The organism is Hyphococcus lacteus (genome assembly GCF_041058985.1).
Taxonomy (GTDB): domain Bacteria; phylum Pseudomonadota; class Alphaproteobacteria; order Caulobacterales; family Parvularculaceae; genus Hyphococcus; species Hyphococcus lacteus.
On sequence record NZ_JBEHZE010000001.1, the window covers coordinates 541,532 to 556,746 of the forward strand.

Genomic DNA, 15,215 nt, shown 5'->3' on the forward strand with positions numbered 1-15,215 from the left:
AAAGGCATCACAGGTTGCGCAAATGAAAGTGATTGGGAATCTCGACTGGCGACATCCTATGGTGCGATTACGGATATGGGTTGCTACGCCAATACAAAAACTTCTGGCCGCCGCTGGACGATGGAAACCCGCTCGCAAGACCGAACTTGAATGCGAACAAAAGGACCAGGTGACGGCAGTGGGGGATCGCGGCCCGCAAATGCGGCTTGCCTATAAAGCCCCGCGCAGTGAATTCATCGACGATACCAATATCGACTACACCCCCGCGGGGATCGCGCTAAAAAATGGCGTCTGCATCGCGCGCTATTCAATACGTCCGCCATCAACGGTCGAAATTCTAAAATCACGCACTGTGAAAGCCGCCCGGACAATCCCGGCAGGCACCATCATCGAGGCTGAAACTCCGTACACCTATGGTGATTGGGTTGGTGATTTTGTGCTGGCGCTTACAACCGCGAAAAACATCACTGAGCCACTCATATTGCCAAAGGTACTCGCAGACAAAAGCTATGTCATTCGCGACGTCGAAGCGTTGGGAATTTCCTATATTGTTGCCGATGAGGCTATACGCATTGAAAAAGCGCGTATTATGCAAAAGCGCGTCCCAAGCTATTATTGGGGCGAAGACCATGTCGCGGCATTTCGTGAAAAGTTTCGAATTACGCCGCCCGCGCCGATACCGGGGTCTATTCTCTATCTCGGCCGGTTCGATACCCATAGCGAAGCAGCCCAACGCGTCTACCCATCCCAAGAGGTTGCACGCATTGTTGAATCACTGGGCGGGACGGTCTTTGACACCCGTAACGCATCCCCGGCAAAGTTCGACGAGCTTGCCCCCCACATGGAAACCATAATCGCAGATCAGGGGTCAGCGCTTTTTGGCGTGATGCATTCCCAAACCAAAAACGTCATCGAACTGACCCAAGATGATTGGTGGCATAGCGCGAACTTGTTTATCGCCAATGGATCCGGCGTCGAGAACTATGCGGTTGTACATATTTTCAACAAAACCGAAGCTGATTTACGCGCGCGCATCGAAAGGCATTTGCGCGAATTCGGCGTTAAGCCCTGAACTTAGTCATCCAACGCGGTGCGGTTTGGCGCGACCAGCCCCAAATGAACCCACGCCCCAGCGGATAAAATCCGCCCGCGCGGCGTGCGCTGGATAAGCCCTTGCTGCAACAAAAATGGCTCTACCACGTCTTCGACGGCATCCCGCGCTTCGGCAAGGGCTGCTGCAATGGTTTCAACCCCAACGGGGCCGCCGCCAAAATGCTCTGCAATCAAACGAAGGTAACGCCGATCAAGCGGGTCTAGCCCCAGCGTATCAATTTCAAGTCGTTGCAACGCGCGATCGGCCACCGCCGTATCAATCACCGAAGCCCCCTCAACCGTTGCCACATCACGGACCCGTCGCATAAGGCGCCCAGCAACGCGCGGTGTTCCGCGTGCGCGGCGGGCAATTTCATTTGCACCGTCCACGGACATTTCTGCGTTCAACAGTGCCGCCCCGCGCGCAACAATAGATGCGAGATCTTTTTGAGAATAAAACTCAAGCCGAACCGGAATACCAAACCGATCAAGAAGCGGTTTTGCCAACAGGCCCGAGCGAGTGGTTGCCCCGACCAGTGTGAAGCGCGGAAGGTCAATCCGAACGGATCGCGCCGATGGCCCCTCGCCGATAATCAGATCAAGTGCAAAATCCTCCATCGCCGGATACAGCACCTCTTCAACCGCAGGGGAAAGTCGGTGAATTTCATCAATGAAAAGCACATCACCGGCCTCAAGATTGGTCAATAATGCCGCCAGATCACCAGCCTTGGTGATGGCTGGCCCCGAGGTCGCACGGAACCCCACGCCCAATTCATTGGCGACGATCTGGGCCAATGTGGTTTTGCCCAAGCCCGGCGGGCCATGAAACAGAACGTGGTCCAGCGCCTCGCCCCGGGCCTTCGCCGCTTGGACAAAAATCCGGAGATTATCCTTGGCGCTAGGCTGACCAACAAAATCTGCCAGCATTTTTGGCCGCAACGCTGCATCAAGATCATCCGGCTTTGTGTCGCCGTCGATCAGCCGGTCTTCGTTATATGCAGGCTCAGCCATGAAATTATCCGATTACTTTACACTCACGCAGCCAGTTCTTTTAGCGCCGCTTTGATCAACACCTCAACACCGGGGCTATCTAGCCCCTCGGATGCGCGGGCCACCGCCCGGCGGGCGTCGATACCATCATAACCGAGATGCGAAAGCGCAGAGACCGCATCGGCACGCGCGCTTGCTGTTTGATCTGTAGACGCATCATCGGCAACCTTGCGCCGGGCCGCGAGAGTCAATACTTCGCCGGTCGCTCCGGCTAACGCACCGACTTTTGACTGCAACTCAGTAACAATCCGCTGCGCAAGCTTCTTTCCTACGCCGTGGGCCCGACATACTGCCGTCAGATCTTCAGCCGCGATAGCATCATAAAGATCAGTCGGTGTTAGTACCTGCAAGATACCGAGCGCGTGTTTCGCGCCAACCCCCTGTACCGTTTGCAATATCCGAAAAGCGCCACGCTCACTTTCCGTCGGAAAACCAACAAGCCGGATTAAGTCTTCGCGCACCAAAGTTTCGATAGAAAGCGTCACGTCTTCGCCCAAGGGAAGCCCCTGAAGGACGCGAGCGGCCGCAAAAATTTCATAACCGACACCACCAACATCGATGATCGCCGTATCGTCGCTAACGGAAACAACAGTGCCTTTTAACCTGCCAATCATGATGCTTTTTGCCTTTTGATCATTAAATTATGCCCCGCATGGTGCGCATGACAGATCGCAACGGCCAGCGCATCGGCCTCGTCACTTTTAATCTCACCACATTTTGGCAACAGCACTCTAATCATGGACTGAACCTGTTTTTTATCCGCGTGACCGCGACCCACCACAGATTTCTTGACCGAATTCGCTGCATATTCGGCCACGGATAAACCGGCCATCGCCGGTGCTAACAATGCCACCCCGCGCGCCTGCCCAAGCACCAATGCATCACGCGGGTTTGCATTGACGAATGTCTCTTCTACGGCGGACTGGTTTGGCTTGTGCTCACCAAGCAATGCGGTCAGCCCGTCAAAAATTTGCACAAGCTTCTGCGCTGGTTTTGCGCCACGTTTGGTGCGGATAACGCCCGATGCCACATAAGAAAGCCTCGTTCCCGCGCAATCAATAACGCCCCAACCGGTAGCGACGGAACCGGGATCAATTCCCAAAATACGAATCACTGCGCTCATGGCGCGACCTTAGAGCAATTTGGAACAAAAGGGGAATAGCGAGCGGATCAGTTTCTGTTGGTTGCCTGCCGGTTCTTGGGCAATTCTTTCAACAGGCTCTTTTTAAGCGCGTTTACCTGGCGTCGAAACTCAGGATCAAGCAGTGATTTGTCAGCAAGAATGACATCAAGTTGTGCAATGGCACCTGCGATGTCTTGTGGGCGACCATCGCTTTCAGCCAAAGACACGGCATACAAAAACCGTCCCTGCGGATCGCCTGCAGCGGCGGCGCGCTCGAACCAATCAACGGGCAACTCATCAGTTTCGCTACTTTCGTGCAGCAAAAGCCCCAAACCGACCATCGCCGGCGCAAACCCCGCCTCGGCCCCAGCGCGCATTTTCTCGGTCGAGGCTTTAAGGTCCGGCGGGCCGATACGGCCCGACTGATACAAGAGTCCCAGATTGTAATTTGCCACCGGGTCGCCATTCGCGGCAGCCCGTTCAAACCATTCGGCTGCTTTGCGTATGTTTTGTGCGACGCCATCACCCGACAAATACGCAATCGCGAGGTTCCGTTGGGCAATCGGCTCACCGGCTATTGCTGCGTCTTCAAAATAACTAAGGGCTTTCTGCCGGTCGCGATCAACGCCGTTGCCCTCTGCATACAAAACACCAAGACGTAATTTAGCGAGTGCGTGCTCTTGTTTCGCCGCAAGCAAGTACCAACCCGCAGCTGTTTTCGCGCTCTTTTCTATGCCGTCGCCTTCAAGGGCTAGCTCCCCTAAAGCAAACTGCGCATCGGCTTGCCCGCCGCGCGCGGCCATTACATAGAGTTCAACAGCACGCTGAAGATTTCGCTTTACGCCAAAGCCGTTCTCAAAAAGATAGCCCATCAGGTGTTGAGCATCGGCGTCACCGTGTTCCACCAGAGGCGATAATGTAGCAACCGCGTCTTGATACTCACCGGCGCGAACCTGTGTCATGATCGACGACAAATCTTCACCATCTGCAGCCAAGACAGCAGCGGGGAACAGACCCAAAAAAGCGGCAAAGAAAAAATGGCGCAACGTCATGCGCCAAAGGATAAGGTGTTTCGACCGGTACGCCTAGCGGTCTGTTGCGACCTCGGCCACGACCGTCGCTTGAGACACGTTCATGCCTTCAGCAAACGAAAGTGCGAAGCACGTTGCCACGATTGCAACACCACAAAGAACTGTAACCCATTCTGGCTTAATCATAACGCTCATCCTTGTTGAGCCTATGACTTTGCAAGGGTTATGCCTCTGAAATGGACATCTCAAAAGCCTTAATGGCTGCGCCTGGCCCTTCGGGGTGATTCCAGACTGCGCCCGAAACCGCGAGGAAATCCGCGCCCGCGCGAACGATAGGTCGACAATTTTCTGGCGTGATCCCGCCTATAGCCACAGACGGCAGGGTCGTCGCATAACTCCACCACTCTAAAAGGCCAATTTCAGCCTTAAATTCGGTCTCTTTCGTGGTGGTTGGGAAAAATGCACCGAACGCCACGTAATCCGCCCCATCTTCGCCGGCCACGAGCGCAAAATGTTTTGACTCGTGGCAGGTCACCCCAACCGTCGCATCGTCACCCAAAACCGCGCGGGCCTTTTTGCAAGACGCATCTGATTGCCCAACATGAACACCATCCGCACCGGTCTTAAGTGCCAGATCGGGACGGTCATTAATAATAAACGCAACCTCGCGCTCTTGGGCAATGGGCATGATCGCCTCAGCCGCATAAAGCACATCATCGTCAGTAACCGCCGATCCATCACCCGCTTTTAAACGCAGTTGAATACAGGCGACATCGCCCGCATCGAGCGCGGCGGTAAAGTCGTCGCAAAATGCGCGAAGGTCGGGGAGTTGTGGCGGGGTAATTAAGTATAGACGGCTGTCATTGTTCATAACGACTTATATAGGGCGCGCGAACCAAAACGGCGATAGGGCGCACGGTAATTTTTGTGCTTAATCACGCCTTAATTCACACCACAAAAAAACTAGGCCGTAGATTCAATCGTTCCTGCGCGCTCTCGCTCCGTCTGGGTTTCCGTAACCTTCGGCTTTAACAGCTCGCGCTTAATCTCATCGGGGATAGCATTATAGACCACCGGCTCACGAATACCCAAAACACGGCGTGCCTCGGCAAGTGGAAGCGGCAACAACTGCTCCACATCATATTCGAGAATCCAATTTGTCTTCAGGGCATTTCGCTTTGCTTCAGCCAACGCTTTTTGAATAGGTTGAAACGGCTGTTCAATTTTTTGCGCCAGAAAACCAATCATCACAATCAACTTAAAGCCTGGATTGTGGGTTTGTTGGCGGGTGTAGACCAAATTGCATAACTCGCCCAACGCGTCACGGCCATAGCCCGTCAGCACATGCCAAAGGTCGTGACTAACATCGAGATGTAAAAACAAGCGGCGGAACTCTTCGAATTGGGTTTCGTTCTTGAAATCAATGCCCGCCTCTTCGGCTGCCTCCAGCAAACCTTCCGGGGACAGATTTTCGCCTTCCATAAAGTCTAGATAAACCCGGCCAAGGCTACCTTCTGGTAACTGGCGCAGACGCTCTCGGTCGCCGAGTAACGCCTCGAGCTTGATCGGCTCTGACACTACGCGCCGGCCATATTCGGAATTTGTAAACCGCTCGAACAGCTGGCGGCCTGACCGACCAGAAAGAGCTTGAACAATTTCAAAAACCTGACGCGTATCTTCTTTGTTACGCATCAACCGGATGACAGAAACAAATGCATGAACGGGTCGGACCGGCTGGCTTGGCGGCAGCGGAAAACCGTTGATCCAAACGATGTCTTCTGGCGGGACCTCAGTGGCGGCAGCCGTTGTCGCTTCGGTGGATTGGTTCATCTTGGGGCCTATCTGTTACAAGATATCGTTAAACTATCTAGTTTACCTGATTGATGTTGGCTCGACACGTAGAAATTTCAAGGTCCTGACGCAAAAAAACCCGGCACAAGGCCGGGCTTTTTATATCACGTCAGACCAGATCGCGTCAGGACGCGTTTTCCAGCCCATCGGACCACTCGCCCAATTGGGCGAGGCCATTCATTTTTGCACGGTGGTTAAACGCCGCCTGTGCTGCCGGAACATTCTCGGCTTTGCCGCTCCATGCTTTTAGTGGTGCCGCTTGAAGCGCACGACCATAGGAGAATGAAAGCCCCCATGGCATTTGATCACTATACTGTTCGTTCATCGCATTAAGATGCGCTGTGGCCTCAACGTCTGATTGACCACCAGACAGAAAGACGATGCCTGGTAGCGCCGCAGGCACCGATTGACGGAAACAACGCACAGTCATCTCAGCAACTTCAGCAACGCTTGCTTGCTCTTTACATTTTTTGCCAGAGATCACCATATTCGGTTTAAGGACTGTTCCTTCAAGCGCCACGTCTTGGGCATAGAGCTCATCAAACAATGTTTTGAGTGTAAACTCGGTAACTTCGTAACAGCGGTCAATATCATGATCGCCATCCATCAGAACTTCAGGCTCGACGATCGGAACGATGTTTGCTTCCTGGCAAAGCGCAGCATATCGCGCAAGCGCATGCGCGTTAGTGGAAATGCTGTATCCGGATGGAATGTCATTTCCGGCGATGTCGATAACCGCTCGCCATTTAGCAAAACGGGCACCCAGCTCGTAATATTCGTTTAAGCGCGCGCGAAGGCCGTCGAGGCCCTCAGTGATTTTTTCGCCGGGAGCACCCGCAAGATCTTGGGCACCTTTGTCTACTTTAATGCCTGGGATTGAACCGGCATCCTGAATCAATTTGACGAGCGGCGTACCGTCTTTCGCATTTTGGCGAATGGTCTCGTCAAACAGGATCACGCCCGAGATGTGGTTTTCCATCGCCTCAGTCGTGCGGAAAAGCATTTCGCGATAATCGCGGCGCGCATCCTCTGTCGATTCAACATCGATTGAATCAAAACGTTTTTTGATTGTGCCCGATGATTCATCTGCGGCCAAAATGCCTTTGCCCGGCGCAACGAGCGCATTGGCAATTTTGTTCAGTTCCACGAGGTTCATAACCACTTCCCTAGTTTTGATTATTCAGCTTCAAGTGCGGCAACACCCGGCAATGTCTTGCCTTCGAGCCATTCAAGAAATGCACCGCCCGCAGTCGAGACATATGTAAAGTCATCTTCGACGCCAGCATGCACCAAAGCGGCAACAGTATCGCCGCCCCCGGCGACCGCCACTAATTCATCGCTTTTAACCCGCTTCGCCGCATAACGCGCAGCTTCGACCGTTGCGGTGTCAAACGGTTTAATTTCAAACGCGCCCAACGGACCATTCCAGACGAGCGTTTTGGCAGTGTCAATTTTATCTGCGATTAGATTGACGGTTTCAGGCCCAAGATCGAGAATCATTTGGTCGGTTTTGACAGAATCAACCGCAACCACTTCTCGGTCTGCACCCTCTTTAAATTCTTTTGAAACCACCACATCAATTGGCAGCACGATATCACAGCCAGATTTATCCGCATGCGCCATGATTTCGCGCGCGGTATCCGCAAGGTCGGGCTCGCACAGTGATTTACCGATGTTCACACCCTTGGCGAACAAAAATGTATTTGCCATGCCACCACCGACAACAAGGATATCGGCCTTACCGACCAAATTAAGCAAGAGATCAATTTTGGTCGAAACCTTTGCGCCACCAACAACCGCCATCATCGGACGAACTGGTTCTGAAAGGGCCGCTTTCAAATAATCTAGCTCGCGCTCCATCGCACGCCCCGCCGCAGCCGGCAAAAGGCGCGCAATGCCGTCAGTAGAGGCGTGAGCGCGATGTGCCGCAGAGAACGCATCATTAACGAAGATATCACCATTCGCCGCCAGCGCTTTTGAAAATTCAGCGTCGTTGTTTTCTTCGCCCGCATGAAAACGGGTGTTTTCAAAAACTGCTACATCGCCATCAAGCATGTTTTTAACAGTTTTTTTAGCTGGATCACCAATACAGTCTTCGGCGAACTCTACCGGCCCGCCCAACTTTTCGCTCAACGCCTTTACAACAGGCTTTAATGACATCTCTGCGTCAGGACGGCCTTTGGGTCGACCAAAGTGAGATAGTAATATCACTTTGGCACCTTTTTTTGACAGCTCTTCGATTGTCGGCATGGCGCGCTCTATTCGCGTCACATCGCCAATAACGCCATCCTTCATTGGCACGTTAAAATCAACCCGGACAAGAACCCGCTTTCCAGCGACATCAATATCATCAAGCGAACGATAACGTGCCATGATCTTTCCCCTTAAAGGTAACGCGCCATTTCAAGGGCCGTATCCGCCATCCGTGTGGAGAAGCCCCATTCATTGTCGTACCATGTCAGAATACGGACCATCTTACCGTCAATGATCTGCGTTTGCGGCAACGCAAATGTCGATGAATGTGGATCATGATTGAAATCTGACGATACCAACGGCTTGTCAGTGTAACCAAGAATGCCTTTTAGCTTTCCGTTCGCCGCCTCAACGATAGCATTATTGACTTCCTCAACCGTGGTATCGCGCGATGGTGTAAACACAAGGTCAACCACAGAAACGTTTGCCGTAGGCACACGAACCGAAGAACCATCTAGCTTTCCTGCAAGCTCAGGAAGCACCAAGCCCAATGCCTTAGCGGCACCGGTCGATGTTGGGATCATATTCATCGCCGCAGCTCGGGCGCGATAAAGATCTTTGTGCATCGTATCAAGCGTTGGCTGGTCGCCTGTGTATGAGTGAATAGTGGTCATGTAACCACGTTCAATACCAACGGTGTCGTTAAGCACTTTCGCAACTGGCCCAAGGCAGTTTGTTGTGCAAGACGCGTTCGACACGACATGATCATCGGCGGTAAGCAAGCCGTGATTAACGCCGAAAACAATCGTTTTCAGATCACCCGTCGCTGGTGCAGAAACGAGAACGCGCTTCGCACCGGCTTGAAGATGCATCTCGGCTTTTTCTTTTGATGCGAAAAGTCCGGTACATTCAAAGACGATATCGACACCAAGCTCGCCCCAAGGCAACTTGGTTGGGTCACGTTCAGCGAATACTTTAATCGGGCCAAGACCAACGTCGATTGTGTCGTTGCGCACTTTTACTTCGTGCGGAAAGCGACCATGCACCGAGTCATACTGAACCAAATGCGCGTTCGTTTCGACCGAACCAAGGTCGTTGATTGCAACAACGTCCACACCTTTGCGGCCATTTTCAACAATAGATCGAAGCGCCAAACGCCCAATCCGTCCAAAGCCATTAATTGCGATTTTAAGCGCCATTGTGATCTCCTAACCAATCAACCGTTTTGCCTCAGTGACGACTGCCGACACTGTAATTCCGAAATGTTCAAATAGTTCGTTCGCGGGGCCAGATGCGCCAAAGCTAGACATGCCAATAAAGCTGTCATTCGGACCCAAAAAGATGTCCCAACCCTGACGGATCGCCGCTTCAATACCAATCCGTGGCTTATCGCCCAACACCTCTGCGCGATAAGTATCGGGTTGCATGGCGAATAGTTCAAAACATGGAGCGGACACCACGCGGGCCTTTACGCCCTCTTTCGCTAGCGCCTCGCGCGCCTCGATGGCCAACGATACTTCTGAACCAGACGCAAAAAGCGTGACGTCATAGTCACCATCGCCCGCAATCACATAGGCACCACGCGCAGACAGATTTTCATCTGTATGTTCAAGCCGCGCCTGCTTCAATCCCTGCCGGGTCAATGTAACAATCGACGGTGTCGCAATATGTTTAAGCGATAATTCCCAGCATTCCGCAGTCTCAACGCCATCGCATGGGCGATAAACATTGAGGTTTGGTATAGCGCGCATCGCAGCAAGATGTTCAACCGGCTGGTGTGTCGGGCCATCTTCACCAAGCCCGATCGAATCGTGCGTCATCACGTATATCACCCGCAAACCCATCAACGCCGAAAGGCGAATGGCCGGGCGGCAGTAATCCGTGAACACCATAAATGTGCCCGCATAAGGAACAACGCCCCCATGCAATGCCAGTCCGTTCATCGCCGAAGCCATACCATGTTCGCGAATGCCATAATTGACGTAACGTCCGGCATAGTTTTCTGCGGACAGAACTTCGAGATGTTTGGTCTTTGTGTTATTAGAACCAGTCAAATCGGCTGAACCGCCGATCGTTTCACCCACAACCTCGTTGACGACATTCAACGCTAGCTCTGAGGCTTTGCGGGTCGCTAGTTTTTGCGGTTCTGCCGCGAGGCCTTTTTTATACTCATTGATCGCAGGGGTCAGAACACCTGCATAATCACCGGCCATTGCGGTTTTAAAGGCTTCGCAATTTGAACTTTTGGCCACGCGCGCATCCCACGCTTTACGCGCATCTGCCCCGCGTACTCCGGCAGCACGCCATTGCGAAAGAATGTCTTCAGGAATTTCAAACGGCGCATGTGGCCAATTAAGGGCTTCGCGGGTTGCTGTGATTTCGTCGCCACCCAAAGGTGCACCGTGGGTTGCGGATGTGCCACCTTTATTGGGCGATCCATAACCGATAACCGTTCGGCACGCGATCAAGGTCGGTCGATCAGCGCTTTTCGCTTTTTCGATTGCCTCGGCAATAGCGTCCGGATCATGACCATCAACACGCATTGTTGCCCAACCGCTAGCCTGAAAGCGCGCCAACTGGTCGGTTGAGTCACTAATCGAAATCGGGCCATCAATTGAGATGTTATTGTCATCCCACAAAACAATCAGCTTGCGGAGTTTGAGATGACCAGCAAGGGAAATCGCCTCTTGGCTGATGCCTTCCATAAGGCAACCATCACCAGCAATCGCATAGGTGTGGTGATCGACGACATCATCGCCAAACCGCGCTGCCAAGTGCGCCTCGGCCAGCGCCATACCAACCGCATTACCCAACCCTTGGCCGAGCGGGCCAGTGGTCGTCTCAACCGCTGGCGCATGACCATATTCTGGGTGGCCCGCTGTTTTCGCGCCCAACTGGCGGAAGTTCTTTAGCTCTTCGATGCTCATACCGTCATAGCCGAGCAGATAGCCCAGCGAATAAATCAGCATCGAGCCGTGGCCAGCGGACAGCACAAAACGATCCCGATCGGGCCATTCCGGCGCGCTAGCGTCAAATTTCATAAATCGCGTAAACAACACGGTCGCGACATCCGCCATGCCCATCGGCATACCCGGGTGACCTGATTTCGCTTTTTCGACCGCGTCCATAGAAAGTGCGCGGATCGCATTAGCCATTTGTGGAGCCATAGTTTTGGCCTCCTGAGTAGGAACTGACGGCGAAGAGCCGGCATCTGTCATGCGGGAAACCCTCATTAATGCAAATAAAACACGGAGTAATCGCGGGCTTCATGCATTGCCGCAGGGAAAGGGTCAAGACTAGCGCGGGGATGGGTGGACAGAATCAGCGCCGAGGGCCAAATTGACGCGATATCCGACGGCACAAAGATATAGGATTCCTAATGACGGTTCTAGAAAAAGCGGTACGTAATCTGGCTGACGCACTGGAAGCCCTCGAATCAAAGCTTGACGGTCGCCTTGACGACCTTGCCGCGAATGACGACGTGATCAGTGCCGCCAAACGCCAGGCCAGCGCAGCACGGTATCAAACCGAGAATGCGAGCCGCGAAGTGGCCGCCGCGATTAGTGACATCAAGTCCCTTCTGGACACCGACGAAGCCAAAAAAGGTGGAACTTCATGAGTCAGGTGGAAATTAGCATCAACGGACGCGACTACCGGGTGACATGTGAGGAAGGTCAGGAAGAACGCCTGACGAAACTCGCCAATTATCTCGATAGCCGCGTGACGTCGATGTCTGCGGATTTAGGCCAAATCGGCGACGCACGGTTAATGCTACTCTCCGCGCTCACAATTTGTGATGAACTATTCGAGGTGCGTGAACGCGCCGAGGATCTTGAGGGCGCTAACGAGGCTCTTGACGATGATACCATTGGCGGGGCCAGCCGCGCCATCGAAGCCGCGGCCAACCGGGTCAAAGAAATCGCCGACCGCCTCGAAGACGGTTAAAATTATTTAATCGGCGGCAAGGCCGTGGCACGAGCCTCATCAAGGTAACGCGCAGAAGCTGGGCTTAGAGAGCCGTCCGCAGTCTCGATCAAAAGCGGGTTGCCGGTCGGAATTTCCACATTCACGATCTCATTATCCGAAACGCCAAATAGAATTTTCACCAATGCCCGCAGCGAGTTGCCGTGTGCTGCGATGATCAGCGATTCACCATTTTTGATGCGCGGTGCAATCTCTTTTTCGAAATAGGGCTGCACGCGTTCCAGCGTCAGCTTGAGCGATTCGGATTGAGGCACATCAACACCATAATGCAGATATCGCTTGTCGTTCGACAGATCATGCTCGCTACCGGCCTCAAGCGGCGGTGGCGGCGTGTCATATGAACGACGCCACACCTTAACTTGATCAGCACCATGTTTTTCGGCCGTTTCGGCTTTGTTCAGGCCGGTTAGCCCGCCATAATGACGTTCATTTAATTGCCATGCGCGCGTCACCGGCAGCCACATCCGGTCCATTTCGTCAAGCGCAATCCAAAGGGTGCGAATTGCGCGCTTTTGAACAGAAGTAAAACATTCAGAAAATTCGATCCCCGTTTCTTTCAGCAGGATCCCTGCTTTATGCGCTTCTGCGGTCCCTTTTTCGGTCAGATCCACATCAACCCAACCGGTAAATCGGTTTTCGAGGTTCCACTGACTTTGTCCATGTCGAATAAGCGCGAGGCGAGCCATCACAATCTCCTGAGAATTAATCGTGGCGCTCTCATAAAAGCTCGCTCGCCCGTTGGCTAGACAGGACATCGGTCGTAGAAGGGCCTCGTAATTGATTTCAAGGTACGAAAATGACCAAACAGCCAAAAGTCGCACTGGCCCTTCATGGCGGCGCGGGCGCGCGCGCCGGACGGGATTATTCCAAAGCTGAAGCGCACTTGCTGGAATTGGCAAAAAAAGGCGAAGCCCTTTTGGTCAAGGGCGCGCCTGCCATCGATGTGGTGGAAACGCTTGTGACCGAGATGGAAGCATCAGGCTTTTATATCGCCGGGCGCGGCGCAGCTCCGAATAAGGCGGGATATGCCGAACTGGATGCTTCGATCATGGCATGCGAGGCCGGTACTTTTTCACGCAAAGCCGGGTCAGTGGCTGCCGTGAAGCATTTGAAAAATCCAATCTCCGCCGCGCGTGCAGTAATGGACAAGACCCCCCATGTAATGCTGGTGGGGCGCGGTGCAGAAAATTTTTGCCGCGATTCAAATTTTGAATTTATCGATGATCCGGATGCGTATTATACTGTGCCGATCGGGATTGATCCAAACGAAATGACCAGCGCAGAACTTGGACACGGAACGGTAGGTGCCGTCGCGCTTGATGCCGATGGGCGAATCGCAGCGGGCACATCGACCGGTGGTGTTTTTGGCAAGCTCGAAGGCCGCGTAGGTGACACACCGCTTGTTGGTTCAGGCACATGGGCAGACGAATTTGTCGGCGCATCTTGCACCGGGCTTGGCGAATATTTCATTCTTGCAGGCGGCGCACAGGATGTGGCAAGCCGCGTGCGCTATCAGGGCGCGGACCTCAACCAGGCAACAGCAGGTCTTATCAAAGACGTGGCCCGGCTTGGCGGTGATGGCGGCGTGATTGCCGTATCTCGCGACGGCAATGTCGCGTTCGCGTGGAATTCTGACGGGATGAAACGCGCTGGCTTTGGCCCCAATCAAGAAGTTTTTTCCGCAACGTTTTAGGCGGTTTGCGGATCGAGTAAGCTCTATCAACATGCCCAAAGAGGGCGCAGATACTTACGGACCTCAGATACTTATTGCCCTATCGCGCCAATTCGACGTTCCTGAACGAGATAGATCTGAAAAGCGTTGCTATACGCTTTACACCACTTTTCAGATCATAGTCTTTGGTCAGACTAAATAACCAACAGTCTCTTTAACCTCTTTCAAGATCGGTTCTGTGACCTCGGAGGCGCGCTCTGCGCCTTTGCGCAAAATACCCTGAAGGAATGCAGGATCCCCTTCGAGCCGACGCATTTCAGCGCTGATCGGTGAAATTTTCTCGACCACAAGTTCCGCAAGTGCCGGTTTGAAAACGCCAAAGCCCTGTCCACCAAATTCAGACAGCACTTCGGCTACTGATTTGCCGGAAAGGGTCGCATAAATACCCACAAGGTTTTTCGCTTCTGGTCGATCTTCGAGGCCACCCGTTTCTGTGGGGAGTGGTTCCGGGTCCGATTTCGCTTTTTTTATTTTTTTGGCAATCAAATCGGTATCATCCGTTAGATAGATGCAAGAATTTTCGGATGGATTAGATTTCGACATCTTCATGGTGCCGTCGCGCAACGACATAATCCGCGCACCCGTCTCGCCGAATTGGCCTTTGATCAGCGGCTCTGGTTGCGGAAAGAAATCGGGTTTGTCGTAATCATGGTTGAACTTCGCCGCGACATCGCGCGCAAGTTCCAGGTGTTGTTTCTGATCCTCACCGACCGGCACATGCGTCGCCTTATAGGCAAGAATATCCGCCGCCATCAACACGGGATAGGTATAAAGCCCAACCGAAGCGCGCTCGGCGTCTTTTCCCGCTTTATCCTTAAACTGGGTCATGCGATTCACCCAACCGATGCGCGCCACGCAATTCAATATCCATGCAAGCTCGGCATGGGCACGGACACCGGACTGGTGAAACACCACAGCCTTTTCCGGATCGACGCCCGCCGCCAAATAGGCCGCCGCGATATGCATAGTTTGTTCAAGCAATTTTTGAGGGTCTTGCCAGACGGTAATCGCATGCATGTTCACGACGCAGAAATGACAGTCATATTCATGCTGTAAATCTACGAATTTCCGAATTGCGCCGAGATAGTTTCCGAGGTGCATCCCGCCTGAAGGCTGAATACCGGAAAAAACACGCGTTGGACCTTGATAACCGCTCATG

At 53.1% G+C, this 15,215-nt stretch carries 17 protein-coding genes; 4 read left to right on the plus strand and 13 right to left on the minus strand.

Translation table 11 applies throughout. The features are described from left to right. Nucleotides 1–22: 22 nt before the first annotated feature. The gene (locus tag ABFZ84_RS02585) at nt 23–1,072 is read left to right on the plus strand and encodes a hypothetical protein (protein ID WP_369312347.1); all 1,050 of its coding nucleotides are present in this window, start codon (nt 23–25) and stop codon (nt 1,070–1,072) included. A 2-nt stretch (nt 1,073–1,074) separates the two neighbouring features. Here ABFZ84_RS02585 and ruvB read toward each other — a convergent pair whose 3' ends face one another. The 11 genes from ruvB to tkt all read right to left on the minus strand — a co-directional run bounded on the left by ruvB (nt 1,075) and on the right by tkt (nt 11,558). Further along, complete coding sequence (gene ruvB / locus ABFZ84_RS02590) at nt 1,075–2,103, minus strand: Holliday junction branch migration DNA helicase RuvB (protein ID WP_369312348.1); 1,029 nt, start codon at nt 2,101–2,103, stop codon at nt 1,075–1,077. Between the two features lie 23 nt (nt 2,104–2,126). After that, nucleotides 2,127–2,756, minus strand: coding sequence for a Holliday junction branch migration protein RuvA (ruvA, locus tag ABFZ84_RS02595; RefSeq protein ID WP_369312349.1), 630 nt, complete (start codon nt 2,754–2,756; stop codon nt 2,127–2,129). After that, nucleotides 2,753–3,265, minus strand: a complete 513-nt coding sequence (gene ruvC, locus ABFZ84_RS02600) for a crossover junction endodeoxyribonuclease RuvC (protein WP_369312350.1) — start codon at nt 3,263–3,265, stop codon at nt 2,753–2,755. The genes ruvA and ruvC overlap by 4 nt, the downstream gene beginning before the upstream one ends. 47 nt (nt 3,266–3,312) lie before the next feature. Next, nucleotides 3,313–4,317 (minus strand): tetratricopeptide repeat protein, encoded by a 1,005-nt coding sequence (locus ABFZ84_RS02605; protein ID WP_369312351.1) that lies wholly within the window; start codon nt 4,315–4,317, stop codon nt 3,313–3,315. A 33-nt stretch (nt 4,318–4,350) separates the two neighbouring features. Further along, entirely contained in the window at nt 4,351–4,482 is a 132-nt protein-coding gene (locus ABFZ84_RS02610; protein ID WP_369312352.1) for a hypothetical protein, read from the minus strand. 37 nt (nt 4,483–4,519) lie between these two features. Next, on the minus strand, nt 4,520–5,167 hold the full coding sequence (gene thiE, locus ABFZ84_RS02615; protein WP_369312353.1) for a thiamine phosphate synthase: 648 nt from the start codon (nt 5,165–5,167) through the stop codon (nt 4,520–4,522). Nucleotides 5,168–5,259: 92 nt separating this feature from the next. Beyond that, the gene (locus ABFZ84_RS02620; RefSeq protein WP_369312354.1) at nt 5,260–6,126 is read right to left on the minus strand and encodes a Coq4 family protein; all 867 of its coding nucleotides are present in this window, start codon (nt 6,124–6,126) and stop codon (nt 5,260–5,262) included. 145 nt (nt 6,127–6,271) lie between these two features. Beyond that, nucleotides 6,272–7,303, minus strand: a complete 1,032-nt coding sequence (locus ABFZ84_RS02625; protein WP_369312355.1) for a class I fructose-bisphosphate aldolase — start codon at nt 7,301–7,303, stop codon at nt 6,272–6,274. Nucleotides 7,304–7,323: 20 nt separating this feature from the next. Then, nucleotides 7,324–8,520, minus strand: coding sequence for a phosphoglycerate kinase (locus ABFZ84_RS02630; RefSeq protein ID WP_369312356.1), 1,197 nt, complete (start codon nt 8,518–8,520; stop codon nt 7,324–7,326). Nucleotides 8,521–8,531: 11 nt separating this feature from the next. Then, nucleotides 8,532–9,539, minus strand: coding sequence for a type I glyceraldehyde-3-phosphate dehydrogenase (gene gap, locus ABFZ84_RS02635; protein WP_369312357.1), 1,008 nt, complete (start codon nt 9,537–9,539; stop codon nt 8,532–8,534). Between the two features lie 9 nt (nt 9,540–9,548). Then, nucleotides 9,549–11,558 carry a transketolase gene (gene tkt / locus ABFZ84_RS02640; protein WP_369312358.1) on the minus strand — a complete coding sequence of 670 codons (2,010 nt, stop codon included), beginning with the start codon at nt 11,556–11,558 and terminating at the stop codon, nt 9,549–9,551. A gap of 161 nt (nt 11,559–11,719) precedes the next feature. Here tkt and ABFZ84_RS02645 point away from each other — a divergent pair, with 161 nt between their 5' ends. Continuing rightward, nucleotides 11,720–11,959, plus strand: a complete 240-nt coding sequence (locus ABFZ84_RS02645) for a hypothetical protein (RefSeq protein ID WP_369312359.1) — start codon at nt 11,720–11,722, stop codon at nt 11,957–11,959. Continuing rightward, nucleotides 11,956–12,285 (plus strand): cell division protein ZapA, encoded by a 330-nt coding sequence (locus tag ABFZ84_RS02650; protein WP_369312360.1) that lies wholly within the window; start codon nt 11,956–11,958, stop codon nt 12,283–12,285. Before ABFZ84_RS02645 ends, ABFZ84_RS02650 begins: the two co-directional genes overlap by 4 nt. Before the next feature lie 2 nt (nt 12,286–12,287). Here the strand turns inward: ABFZ84_RS02650 and gpmA are convergent, their stop codons facing one another. Further along, nucleotides 12,288–13,010, minus strand: a complete 723-nt coding sequence (gene gpmA, locus ABFZ84_RS02655) for a 2,3-diphosphoglycerate-dependent phosphoglycerate mutase (RefSeq protein WP_369312361.1) — start codon at nt 13,008–13,010, stop codon at nt 12,288–12,290. A gap of 110 nt (nt 13,011–13,120) precedes the next feature. On the opposite strand from gpmA, the gene ABFZ84_RS02660 reads away from it, so the two are divergent. Next, on the plus strand, nt 13,121–14,017 hold the full coding sequence (locus ABFZ84_RS02660) for an isoaspartyl peptidase/L-asparaginase family protein (protein WP_369312362.1): 897 nt from the start codon (nt 13,121–13,123) through the stop codon (nt 14,015–14,017). A 168-nt stretch (nt 14,018–14,185) separates the two neighbouring features. Here ABFZ84_RS02660 and trpS read toward each other — a convergent pair whose 3' ends face one another. Further along, nucleotides 14,186–15,214 (minus strand): tryptophan--tRNA ligase, encoded by a 1,029-nt coding sequence (trpS, locus tag ABFZ84_RS02665; RefSeq protein WP_369312363.1) that lies wholly within the window; start codon nt 15,212–15,214, stop codon nt 14,186–14,188. Nucleotide 15,215: the final 1 nt, after the last annotated feature.